This window comes from Nonlabens sp. Asnod3-H03 (genome assembly GCF_045063665.1).
GTDB classification, from domain to species: domain Bacteria; phylum Bacteroidota; class Bacteroidia; order Flavobacteriales; family Flavobacteriaceae; genus Nonlabens; species Nonlabens ulvanivorans.
The window spans coordinates 602,690-614,747 of the sequence record NZ_JBEFOD010000008.1; the positions used below are offsets into that span (position 1 = coordinate 602,690).

A 12,058-nucleotide genomic window follows, 5' to 3' on the forward strand; every position below is an offset into this window, starting at 1 on the left:
GCATTCTTAAACACAACCTAATGAACGTCCTTATTCTAGGAAGCGGTGGCCGCGAGCACGCTTTTGCATATTCAATTTCAAAAAGCTCTTTACTTTCTCAACTTTTTGTTGCTCCAGGAAATGCTGGTACGGCTCAAATAGCGACTAATGTAGCGCTAGGCGTGACTGACTTTCAGGCGATTAAAGAATTTGTTCTTGAGAATAATGTGCAAATGGTAGTAGTAGGACCAGAAGCACCACTGGTAGAAGGAATCTATGATTACTTTCAAGAAGACGCTGCTCTTAAAGATGTTAACGTTATAGGACCATCTAAACAAGCTGCCATGCTTGAAGGTTCTAAAGAGTTTGCAAAAGAATTTATGGAACGCAATGAAGTTCCTACGGCAGCCTATAAAAGTTTTACAGCCACATCACTTAAAGAAGGAATGGCGTTTATTGATTCATTAAAGCCACCATTTGTTCTAAAAGCAGATGGACTCGCTGGTGGAAAAGGTGTTCTTATAATTTCTGATGCCCAAGAAGCAAAGGAGTCTCTTGAAGAAATGCTGGTAGGTGGAAAATTTGGTGCAGCATCTAATAAAGTTGTGATTGAAGAATTTCTAGACGGAATCGAAATGAGCGTTTTTGTTCTTACAGATGGTGACTCTTATAAAATCTTGCCCACTGCAAAGGATTATAAACGTATAGGTGAAGGCGACACAGGTTTAAACACTGGTGGAATGGGTGCGGTTTCTCCAGTACCATTTGCAGATGATGTGCTGATGCAAAAAATTGAGCAAAAAGTTGTAATTCCAACGATAGAAGGATTTAAAAAGGAAAACTTAGTCTACAAGGGATTTGTTTTTATAGGTCTAATGATTGTAGATCAAGAACCGCTTGTTATAGAATATAACGTACGTATGGGTGATCCAGAAACTGAAGCTGTTCTTCCACGTATTTCAAGTGATTTACTAAGTCACTTAAATGCCTTTGCCACGACTAGCTTAGATCAAGAAAATCTAGTGATCGATGAGCGCAGTGCAACAACAGTAATGTGTGTTGCAGGTGGCTATCCTGAAGCTTATGATAAAGGAATGGAGATTACAGGACTAGATGAGGTAGTAGACAGTATTGTTTTTCACGCAGGTACGACTGTAAAAGATGGTAAAGTAGTTACTAATGGTGGACGTGTTATGACAGTAACTTCTTATGGTACAGATTTCAATGAGGCACTAAAAAAATCCTACCAGAATGTAGATAAACTACACTTTGATAGGATGTATTATAGAACCGATATAGGATTTGACCTATAGTGGTTAATAGTTATTTCTGATTTTTTCCTAAGAAAGAATGAGCAGTTTGTGTGTGGTCTTCCTCACCATTTGCTTCAAAAATACGTAGTTGCTTAATCCAGTAACCTAAAGCTACTATTAAAATTGCAATACAAATCCATGAAACGGTATTTGCTAACCACCAGTTTTCTAACTCTAATTCAGCTAGGGCTGAAAATGGAGCTAATAATATCTCTTCAAAAAAGTATGCGATTCCTTCAAAAAATTCTTTCATTACTGTAAATTGCTTTATACTGATGCAAAAATAGTCAAAAAACCATATGCTTTCTACTTTTTTTAGTACTTCTAGACCTGTTCACTATTTGATGGTGTTCATTATAGTAGTCTTGACGGTATTAATTACAATATTATGGGATCCACAAAGACAATGGTGGGAACTTATTGCTATACTAATTTTGTCGGGAAGCCTTGCTCTAGTTGAATTTATTGTGTCTAAAAATGATTTAACACCTTCATCCAGTTATGTGTTGTGGTGTGCTACAATTTTATCACTCACTTATCTTGCATTTAAAGTACCGCTGCATATTATGGTTGCATTGTTCTTTGTTTTGCTAGCAATTCGTCGTTTATTGAGTCTTAAAACAGGACATTCAATTATAAAAAAGATTTTTGACGCTACCTTTTGGATAGCTATAGCGACCGTCTTTTATCATTGGAGCGCCTTATTATATCTCTTGGTTTTTGTTTCTATATTTCTTTATGTGCGCAATGACTTCAGGCACTGGGCGACACCATTTATTGCATTGGGTTGTGTATGGGTTTTATTATTTACCTATGATTATGTGTGGGAAAACCACGTCATTTCTTCGTTATGGGACTCATATAAAACTTCATATTTATGGGAGTATACAGTATTTCAAAGTCAAGAAATCATCTTGTTTTTTCTGATTATCTTTTCTGTGTTTGGACTATTTATTTACTTGACAAAGCTCATTGATATACAGCAAAGTGTGCGACCACGATTTACTATTATGACATTTATGGGTTTATGTGGTATTGCTTTATTTTTAATCGATTTTGAATCATTCTGTAATGGTGGATATTTATTTCTCATATTACCACTAAGTGTATTTATCGCAAGAGCAGTGCACGCAATAAATCATAAAATATTTAAAGAAATTCTTCTTTGGATTCCTGTTTTACTGCTGTTGGGCAGTTTTTTACTGTATTAAATCAAACCCTAAAATTGACTAAAGAGACTTATATTTGTATCTTAAAATAACAAATTATGTTCTCAGATAAAGCCAATGCTATTTTTCAAAAAGTCATCGATGTTTACCACGTTGTAAATACAGTTGATCAACCTTTTGAAAATGCATATGATCGTAATACAGATCTTATAGAGCACTTATTATATCGCAAGTGTTGGATTGATACGGTACAATGGCATTATGAAGATATCATCCGTGATCCTAACATTGATCCAGTTGCAGCACTAACTTTAAAACGTCAGATAGATGCTAGTAATCAAGATCGTACAGATATGGTCGAGTATGTAGATAGTTATTTTTTAGATAAATATGCAGATGTTACCGTTAAGGATAACGCCACTATTAATACAGAAAGTCCTGCATGGGCAATTGATAGATTATCTATCCTAGCCTTAAAGATTTATCACATGAATGAAGAGGCAACACGTACAGATGCTTCTCAATCACATATTGATGCCTGTCAGAAAAAATTAGACATTTTATTAGAACAACGTATTGATCTTTCTACTGCTCTAGATCAATTGTTAGAAGACATCGCGCATGGTCGTAAATACATGAAAGTGTATAAGCAAATGAAGATGTATAATGATGATGAGCTTAATCCGGTATTGAGAGCACGTAAATAATATGGCCTTACCGCAACGCATTATCGTTATCAGGCTCAGTGCCATGGGTGACGTGGCTATGTGTGTGCCTGTTTTACTTGCTTTACAAAGAGATTATCCTAGTGTTGAGGTGATTACGCTTTCGCGAAAGCGATTTAAACCCATCTTATCACAAATACCTAACGTTACGTTTATAAAGGCTCAAGTAGACGATATACACAAAGGAATTCCCGGTTTGTGGAAATTAGCGAAAGAATTGAAAGAACTTCAACCACAAGCTATTGCAGATTTTCATAATGTCTTGCGTACTAAAATGTTGCGTACATTTATGATGGGAATACCTAACGCTGTTATTAATAAAGGTCGCGCAGAAAAAAAGCAATTAATTGATAACTCATCATTTTTTAAACCTCTTAAACATAGTACAGAGCGATATGCAGATGTATTGCGAGATCTAGGTTTTGAAATTCATTTAAAACAAGACGAGTTTCTTCCAAAAAGATCCATTTCTGCTCAAATACTTGAAAAAGTAGGCAAAAATTCTTCTAAATGGATAGGTTTTGCACCATTTGCTGCACATCGTACTAAGGCTGTAGGTCTAGAAAAAGCTACTGAAATTGCTCAAAAGGTTGCTGCAATGCCTAACGTCAATTTATTATTATTTGGTGGTGGCAAAAAAGAAACTAGTGATCTAGCTCAAATGGCAAGCAGTGCAGATAATATTATCTCAATAGCAGGTAATTTAGATTTTGAAGAAGAGCTCAGTCTTATTTCAAATCTCGATGCTATGATTGCTATGGATAGTGGTAATGGTCACCTAGCAGCGATGTATGGTGTTCCTGTTATTACCCTATGGGGAAACACACATCCATATGCTGGTTTTGCACCTTATGCGCAGCCTATACAACGTCAACTTACTGTTAATAGAATAACTTATCCATTAGTTCCTACTTCTATTTTTGGTAATCAATTAGTGGACGGCTATGAAGATATTACTGATTCTATAGAGACTTCTCGCATTCTAGAAGAGTTGAAGAAGTTGTTGTAGGTTATAGAATAACAATATTTGCAGATTCTTTTGCTTGCTTTATAGTGGCAACAGAGCCGCTATTAAATCTTAGAAAATCTTGTTCAATTCCGTCGCTAAAAATAATTCCGTTAGTAGGCATGAATGATTCGATGATTAGTGAGTCGTTTCTAATTATTCCCGCGGTTAAATCGGTTTGCGTTCTTATACTTTTAAATGGTTCTCTAACAGCAAAAAGTAAATCGCTACCTCTTAATTTAGGCTGTTTAGATACAAGGTCTTTCTCAAACATTTTAGTCACTCCATAGGCCATATTAAAAATAGAACTTAACCATCCTGTAGAACCAGCAGGTGTAGACACAATTATTCCACTTGAAGAATGTTGTTCGGTTTGATCCTTGAACGTGATTTTATATCTAGCTGAAACGTGAGAAGAGGCTCCTATGAACAAATCATTAAATGCTAGTAATCTTTGTCCATCATTTAATGTTGCTTCTGCAAAGCTCATTTTTTTTGACTGATAGTTTTGAGTCATCACACGCTCAACACCTTCAATAAAATTATTAGTATTAAAAGGTAGCAGGATACCGTCGTATCGATCCGTATCCGGATTTACAGCTATTATAGGTAGACCTTGAGAGTACTTAGCAGTGTTAGCCACGAGACCATCTTGACCAATTACTATAATGATATTTTTATTAGAAAAGATGTATGAAGAAACAAATTGCCTATCGATTGTTTTATTCTTAATAAACTTAGAAAGTTGAGTCTGTAAAGAGTTTAAAGAATTTTTAAATATGGCATCTTCAATTTCATATTCTTCAAAATCACTTCCTAAACTTTCTATGTAAAATTTTGCTTGTGCTTTGGTGTTAAATCGTTCAATAAGAGACTCTAAACGAGTCTTACTTTTAACAATTATCGCGTACTCAAATTTCATTATTTGAGTTCTTTCTTTTCATTAAGAATGGAATCTAATAAATCTGGACTAATATTTAAATTCCCTATTTTCCCAGCATTATCAGCTAGTTCTCTAAAAGCAAGAGAAATGTTAAATCGTGGATCAGAGTTGTTATTTAAGGCAGTTAAAGTCTTCCAATCCATATCGCGATAAGGTTTGAGAGTTGTTTCTAAAACATAACCTTTAGTTTCAGCTTCTTTCTTATCATTCTCTGTTTTTTGTTCGATTAATGATTTTCGCTGGTTTTCTACAGAAATGTCAGCATCTAGTTGCATTTCTCTAAGCTTTCTTTGATTATCAGCATTCTGAACATCTGACTCCATTTTTTTCTCGGCGATTTGCTTTTGTTTCTCTTCAACCGCAATCTCAGTGTTTAATTCTGATTCTTTGATGATTCGTTCTTGTTCAACAGCAAAGTTTCTTCTTTCATAAATTGCTTGATCCGCTTCTTGTTGTAATTTTTCGCGAGTTTCTGTTTCTAGTGCTCGAGACATTTCTGGTGTTGCTTGGACAGCAAGAATATTAGCGCCTAGAATTTCTATTCCTAGCATTCCTATGGCATTTGATGTTTTGAGTCCATGAGTAATGTTTTCTTCAATCGATTTTGCAGAACGTATAGCTTCTTTCAATTTTATTCCATGAATATAAGCAGAGGTGGCTGTTTGTGCCTCATTGATAATTCTTTGGTTTAACTTTTCAATATCGTTCTTTTTGTATTGACCATTATCTTGAACGGTGAAATCTAGAACGTCGGCAAGAGTTTTAGGATCACTGATTTTATAACTTATTTGACCTTGAATAGTGACGGTTTGATAGTCATTTGTGGACTCATTGAATACAAATGGCAAGTCATTACTTCCCATAGGTATTGCTACTATTGAACTGTTTGGAGAAAAATAGAAGAATGAAAGACCTCTTCCTTCCTTTTGTATGTTTCCATTTTTATAATGAAGAACATACGTCATTGAGTCAAATTTAATGTGTTTAATTCCAAACATATTCTAAGTGTTTTGTACTATCAAAAGTATTATTTTTTATTCCTATTCCTGCCCAAAACTATACTCACGTTCCACTTTACAAATGCGCACGTGATACCATTTATACCAATCAGATTTACCTAAGCGTTGCGCCATTTGATGATCCACTTGCTGTTTCCATTGGTCTATTGCTTCTAGGGAATCCCAGTAAGAAACAGTAATGCCTATTTCTTCACGGGCAGATTCGTGATGTTTATATCCAGATTGTTGTTGCGCAAGTTTTTCTATTAGCCGCGCCATAGAATCGTACTCAGGAATATTTTCTTTTTTAACTGAGGTAAATATAACGGCGTAGTATGGAGGCATTTTTAAACTCTTTAAAACAAATAAATTTTACTTACCTCTTAATTTCAACCCATTGTCCTTTATTGCGCACAATATACTCGTTATCATACATCGCTTCACACTGTATACCTGGCAGGTAATAATTACCTAGATAACTTGCGTTGATAACCGTTTCAAAGGTGATGGACTTATTAGCTTGTAAGCTGAAGTAATAATTTACTCGATCATCTCTTATATCGGTATATTCAGCTTTGTTGCTTGTGTTGTCACCATATTCTGTAAAACGAGTATTGACTATTTCCCAACCACTAGGTAAAATCTGGCTTAAAGCGATATCATTTACATATAGGCCTGTCGTATTTGTGATGATCACTTTTGCTGTGATTTCTGTTCCCTGTATGATATTATTCATATCAATCGCTTTACCGTTACTATCCGTATAGCTTACGATTGCAGATAACTTACTTTTCACTGCCTTTTCTTCACCTACTGGTAATTTTCCTGTGGTTGCCGTAGTGATGAAAATACTGTTTTCACCATTGTTAGTTACAGATATAGAGGTCTCTTGTGTATCTATTTCTAAATCACGACTGGCTAAACTTTTACCACTTGAAACAGATGTAGAATTCCCTTTAAAACTATAACTAACGTCAATGCCTTTTCCTCCTATAAAATCTGCATATTTTGAAATAGCGAGTAGGGAATAGGCCGTCTCTTGTGTACTATAATACTTTTGAGAATCAAGTCCTTTTGCGAGGTCTTCTACAAGATTTCTTGCCTTGCTATTTTCTTTTAATAGAATCATGGTTTCTAGAGCCATAGCACGATTGCGCTGTGGTGATCCATAGGTTCTATAATCATATCTAGAAGGTTTAAAATCTATGTTTGAATTAGAGACCAACTCATTTGCCGCTTTTTGTTGACCTACCAGTGCATAAGCCGCGGCTAGTCTTAATTTACTTTCATTAGACAGATTTCTGGTTTCTCTTAATCTATTCATAGAAGATAAATCTGGCGCTCCGGCTAGTGCTAGTGTATAGAGTCGATATGCTTGATGCATGTCATTCCACTCTGTATAACGCCATTCTTTTGAAGCTCTTTTTTGATAGGCTATCCAGTTTGACTTGAAGGATATAGGTATGGTGTATCCCATTTTCTCTGCTTCAATTAAAAAGTGGCCAGCATAACTTGTTCCCCAATCGTTTGCACTACCATATCCAGGCCAGTAAGAGAATCCACCACCAGAACGTTGGTAACGACCTAATTTTCTAATTGCGGCTTTAATATTCTTACTCGTTGCTGCTTGTTTAGTACTGGTCAAATCCACAACTTTACTCAAGTGTAATTGCGGGAAGGCAGCACTGGTAGTTTGCTCCACACATCCATGTGGATAACGGATCAAGTAACTCAATCTACGACCTAAATCCATAGATGGTAAACTAGAAAAACTGACTTGGGCACTGTTAGTTCCACCAGTTCCAAATGGCGTTATAGGAACGCTAACTGTTGCGCCAGCGGCAACCTCTGCCTTTTCTGATATGGTTGTATATGGATTAGGATTTACGATATCAATTTCAGTACTGTAAGCTGCTTTTTCTCCGTTACCGCTGGCTCTAAGTTCAAGTTTTGCAATACCAGCTTGTGAATTCACTTTGACATCAAAATATGCGATTTGGTCACCTGTTTCTGTAAAGCTTAGCTTTTGAGAATTCCCATTTAAAAATTCAAAGTATGGTGAGTTCTCCATGGTTACACTTACATTCTTCACTTTTTTATCCATTGCAAAGATGGTAACAGGCAACTTTACTGTTTCCCCAGGAGATAGTTTTCGCGGAAGCGAAGCCAACATCATTAATGGTTTTTTAACCGCAGTAGTTTTCTCTGCATTTCCATAAGATTCTGTATGATCATTACCGGCTACAACCATGGTGCGCACAGAACCTACATAACGTGGAATATCGATAGTGTGCGATTTACTGCTGCCAGCTTCTAACTGGAATGGCCCTAAGTGAATGACCATAGGTGTGAAGCGATTTGCTTTTTTCCCTTTGGCATCTTGTGCAGTTCCATCACCACCTATTTCAAAGGCAGCATCGATACGGCCGCCATAAGCGCCGACTACATCGTCAAAAATATCCCATGTTTTTACTCCTAAAGCCTCGCGAGCAAAAAAGGTGTCCCAAGCATTAGGCGTTTTGAAATTTGTTAAATCTAATAGTCCTTCATCAACTACGGCAATGGTATAGGTCATGGCTTTACCGTTTTTCTCACTCACTTTTATGGTCGTCTGACTTTCTGGAGCGAGCTCATTTGGCATATTGATCACTGGATATAAATGTGAAGCTTTATTTTCTACTAGAAGCGGTATCACACCATACATTCTTAAAGGAAGATCGTTTGCGGTTTGTGCATGTGGCTGTAAATAAGTGATGTGCACAAATACATTAGGAACGTAAAGGTTGTTGAGAGGTATATTTACTACAGTTTCATCTTTTGTGGTGTTTACCCATTGTGCATCGAGCACTTCTGTTCCATTTTCTATGGTGACTAGTGCACGACCATCGCTAGTACTAGGGAAAGTGATTTTTGCATTTTCACCTACTACGTATTTTTCTTTATCTGCATTAAAAATAAGCATGGAAGCGGTTTCTGGGTCTGTCTTACGACTTTTTCCAGCCCAACCTGGCCAGTCTACATAAACTAATTTACCTGTCGCATGTCCACTGGTCGGATCGTATACACGCACTAAATATCGTCCCCATTCTGGATATTCTAGATTGAATTTAAAGTCGCCTTTACCATTACTACCAGTAGATACAGTGGTTTGCATAATAAGTTCTTTATATTCTCTAGATTCATAACGTGATAAACTGTTTGAAGAGCTTTGCCACCACCAGCGCCAGTTTACCTTATAAACTTTTACTTCTAGGTTTTTAGTTGCTTTAGGTTTTCCATTTTCATCAACAGTTACTACATCAAATTTATGGTCACGATCTGTTACTAGCATTCCACGACGTTTATCTCCTGGTGGTACATCTAGACCAACATAAGTGTCATAAGGTGAATATATTTTGGTAGTTACGTTTGTACTGAAATCTCCACCGTTTTCATAAACCTTAGTCAAGAAGCTTGCTTTCAACATTCCAGGAGCTTCTGTAGACATGCCTGGTTTGAAAGTAAAACTAGCCTGTCCTTGCTGGTTAACGCTGCTATTTAATACTTCAACTTCTTCGGTATCATAATAGCGTGACGGATCGTCAAAGACGTAGCTGTTATAATCTTCAAATTTTGTAGTAGTAGGATATAACTTTGCAGTAATATCCGCTTTAAGTCCTTTTGCAGTTGCGCCATGTAACCACATGGTTTCTAGAGTTCCAGTACTTGCTTTTCCAGATTTTAAAATCTCATCTTCAAAATCGAGTTTTACCTTAAGTCGATTCGGTTTAATGGTTTCTATTTTAAGTGTTTTATTAAAAGTAGAACCACCTACTTCTATGCGTGCATTCCAGTTTCCTGTAGGTGCTTCATCATCTGTTTTTAGATCAAATTGGTAAAAATTATTCAATCCATTTTTTAAAACCTCTCGATGGGTGATTTTACCATTTGGATTGCGCAATTCTAGTTTGATAGGATGACCGTTGGGTAATTTATTATCGGCATCATTTAATACAAATGTTAGATAAATGTGATCGCCAGGTCGCCATACGCCACGTTCACCATAGATGTATCCTTTAAGACCATTGCTTAAGTTTTTTCCAGCAGTGTCAAATTTACTTACTGGTAATGCGTTACCATCATCTAACCTGACGTATCCAAATTGATTATTATAACTCACTTGTGCAAAAAATGCTTTCTCATCTCTTAAATCGATATGGAGTAGTCCTTGCGCATTAGTGCGTCCTTCATAAATTTCTTGTTGTTGAAAATTAAATAATTCAACACGGGCGCCGCCCAATGGTTTAGTCGTCAAGATATTATTGATAGCAACCAGATAGGTATTATTCTCACCACGTTTAACCGTTATTCCTAGATCGCTAGCAAGCACATTAGTACTAACGCTTTTATTGCGATAAAAAGAATTTGAACAAGGATTATCACGCTCGCTCCAGTCATAATCATAGTAATAGTCATCATAGTAATAGTTTTGATAACTATCCCAGTTAGAAGACTCAAAAGAAACGTCAAAATCGATCTCTTCTTCATCTTCCGTTTCTTCTAGTGTACTGTCATCACAATTGTAGGCACTATAGGCTTTTTTATATTTAAACTCTACACGATATAGTGCACCAGGATCTGGAGCAATGATCTTGCTTAAATCTATTGAAAAGACATTCCATTTAGTAACATCTTTACCACTACCGGCTAGATCGATCACGTCGCGTGCAACCGGTCTACCTACATTGCGCAAATTACCTTTATTGCTTAAGTTATTGCTTTGTAAATATTGCAGGACATTGTTAGTATAAACTTTATAAACCCAAACATCTACCGCTTTAAGATTCACGGCTTTAAAATTGATTTTTAAGTTTTGAGAAGAAGGTAAAATAGTTCCGTTGCGCACTAATTCCACAGCAGGTTCTACCTGTTCAAAAGCAATGTAACTAGAGAAAGGAAATTTAAGGTTATACCCATCGACACTTTTTATGCCTGTAAAGACCTCAACTTTTTTACTTCCGGTAACGGTTTTATTAGGGTATAACTTAACCTCATTGCCGTCAACTTCAAATTTATATTTATCAACACCTTCAATTTGTATCAACCCATCTAGATTTTGTCCAGTCTGTAAAGGATCAGAAAAATTGACCAGTATATATTGTGAATCGTTGTTAAACAGTTCTATATCTGTAACAGAAAAAGAATTCTTACCAGGTATGCGCACCACATTATCACCTTTGCTATCGACACCTATCGATTTACCATTCCAGCTTACTTCTATCTCTTCATCTTCAACAGGTCGTTTTATACTATCTATTTTAAATTCAAAATACTTTCCTAATTCATTATTATCAAGAATTTTAATAGGCAACTCTTTGCCGTTTAATGTCGCTTTTAATAAAAGATCAGCATTAGTTAAAGTCATCACGTCACTACTGATGATACTACCAGAGATGAATTGGTAATTACTATCATAAGAACTTACCGGTTCTGTACGTACTATAAAATCTTGTTTAATGGTTTTAAGCTCAAAATCAAATGTTTTAAAATCTGCTGGGACGTCTTTTACTTTTCCCAGTTTAAAACTCACTTTATATTTAGTGTCTTGTTCCAGTGGTTCATCGGGTACAAAAGCGATGGTCTGATGATCTAAGGACTTTACTATTCCATTAGCTCTAGGCGAAAGCGTCATGATATCATTCTCCAGCTGCATATCAACCTTCCAGCTTTCTACAGGCTCATTAAGTCGTATAATGATAGGTTCTCGAGCAGATATCACGTTATCAGAAACCTGTGCCACATATTCTCTAAACTTGAAGAAGGTGTTGACGTTTTCTTCTGTATTGATTTGCTGGTCGTCTTTACAGGCAAAAAGAAGCATGACAGTACAAAGAGCGAGGATTAACTTTTTCATAGAAATAGGTAGTAGGTGTGGTTAGTACTAGA

The 12,058-nt window shown here is 36.1% G+C and carries 9 protein-coding genes; 4 read left to right on the forward strand and 5 right to left on the reverse strand.

The window, feature by feature from the left end:
- Positions 1-20: 20 nt before the first annotated feature.
- A complete protein-coding gene (purD, locus tag ACJJVI_RS05995) occupies positions 21-1,292 on the forward strand; it encodes a phosphoribosylamine--glycine ligase (RefSeq protein ID WP_317290504.1) in 1,272 nt (423 codons plus the stop codon).
- A 10-nt stretch (positions 1,293-1,302) separates the two neighbouring features.
- Here purD and ACJJVI_RS06000 read toward each other — a convergent pair whose 3' ends face one another.
- Entirely contained in the window at positions 1,303-1,545 is a 243-nt protein-coding gene (locus tag ACJJVI_RS06000) for a DUF6341 family protein (protein WP_036583203.1), read from the reverse strand.
- A 46-nt stretch (positions 1,546-1,591) separates the two neighbouring features.
- Between ACJJVI_RS06000 and ACJJVI_RS06005 the strand changes: the two genes are divergently transcribed.
- From ACJJVI_RS06005 to ACJJVI_RS06015, 3 genes are read left to right on the forward strand one after another with little or no spacing between them, the layout of a single operon-like run.
- A complete protein-coding gene (locus ACJJVI_RS06005) occupies positions 1,592-2,503 on the forward strand; it encodes a DUF6427 family protein (protein WP_042295166.1) in 912 nt (303 codons plus the stop codon).
- A 56-nt stretch (positions 2,504-2,559) separates the two neighbouring features.
- On the forward strand, positions 2,560-3,168 hold the full coding sequence (locus ACJJVI_RS06010; protein ID WP_036583198.1) for a DUF4254 domain-containing protein: 609 nt from the start codon (positions 2,560-2,562) through the stop codon (positions 3,166-3,168).
- 1 nt (position 3,169) lies between these two features.
- A complete protein-coding gene (locus tag ACJJVI_RS06015; RefSeq protein ID WP_405350999.1) occupies positions 3,170-4,195 on the forward strand; it encodes a glycosyltransferase family 9 protein in 1,026 nt (341 codons plus the stop codon).
- A 1-nt stretch (position 4,196) separates the two neighbouring features.
- Here ACJJVI_RS06015 and ACJJVI_RS06020 read toward each other — a convergent pair whose 3' ends face one another.
- Genes ACJJVI_RS06020 through ACJJVI_RS06035 form a run of 4 tightly spaced genes read right to left on the reverse strand, consistent with a single transcriptional unit; the run spans position 4,197 to position 12,026 of the window.
- Positions 4,197-5,114, reverse strand: a complete 918-nt coding sequence (locus tag ACJJVI_RS06020) for an NAD(+)/NADH kinase (protein WP_042269301.1) — start codon at positions 5,112-5,114, stop codon at positions 4,197-4,199.
- A complete protein-coding gene (locus ACJJVI_RS06025) occupies positions 5,114-6,133 on the reverse strand; it encodes an SPFH domain-containing protein (RefSeq protein WP_042269303.1) in 1,020 nt (339 codons plus the stop codon). The genes ACJJVI_RS06020 and ACJJVI_RS06025 overlap by 1 nt, the downstream gene beginning before the upstream one ends.
- A 42-nt stretch (positions 6,134-6,175) precedes the next feature.
- Positions 6,176-6,478 carry an antibiotic biosynthesis monooxygenase gene (locus ACJJVI_RS06030; protein ID WP_317290507.1) on the reverse strand — a complete coding sequence of 101 codons (303 nt, stop codon included), beginning with the start codon at positions 6,476-6,478 and terminating at the stop codon, positions 6,176-6,178.
- A 31-nt stretch (positions 6,479-6,509) separates the two neighbouring features.
- On the reverse strand, positions 6,510-12,026 hold the full coding sequence (locus tag ACJJVI_RS06035) for an alpha-2-macroglobulin family protein (protein WP_405351002.1): 5,517 nt from the start codon (positions 12,024-12,026) through the stop codon (positions 6,510-6,512).
- Positions 12,027-12,058 lie beyond the last annotated feature (32 nt).

Bases quoted from the DNA above. Each gene is read 5' to 3' on its own strand.
- ACJJVI_RS06020 (WP_042269301.1), bottom strand. From the start codon at position 5,114: ATGAAATTTGAGTACGCGATAATTGTTAAAAGTAAGACTCGTTTAGAG.
- ACJJVI_RS06035 (WP_405351002.1), bottom strand. From the start codon at position 12,026: ATGAAAAAGTTAATCCTCGCTCTTTGTACTGTCATGCTTCTTTTTGCC.
- purD (WP_317290504.1), top strand. From the start codon at position 21: ATGAACGTCCTTATTCTAGGAAGCGGTGGCCGCGAGCACGCTTTTGCA.
- ACJJVI_RS06000 (WP_036583203.1), bottom strand. From the start codon at position 1,545: ATGAAAGAATTTTTTGAAGGAATCGCATACTTTTTTGAAGAGATATTA.
- ACJJVI_RS06010 (WP_036583198.1), top strand. From the start codon at position 2,560: ATGTTCTCAGATAAAGCCAATGCTATTTTTCAAAAAGTCATCGATGTT.
- ACJJVI_RS06015 (WP_405350999.1), top strand. From the start codon at position 3,170: ATGGCCTTACCGCAACGCATTATCGTTATCAGGCTCAGTGCCATGGGT.
- ACJJVI_RS06005 (WP_042295166.1), top strand. From the start codon at position 1,592: ATGCTTTCTACTTTTTTTAGTACTTCTAGACCTGTTCACTATTTGATG.
- ACJJVI_RS06025 (WP_042269303.1), bottom strand. From the start codon at position 6,133: ATGTTTGGAATTAAACACATTAAATTTGACTCAATGACGTATGTTCTT.
- ACJJVI_RS06030 (WP_317290507.1), bottom strand. From the start codon at position 6,478: ATGCCTCCATACTACGCCGTTATATTTACCTCAGTTAAAAAAGAAAAT.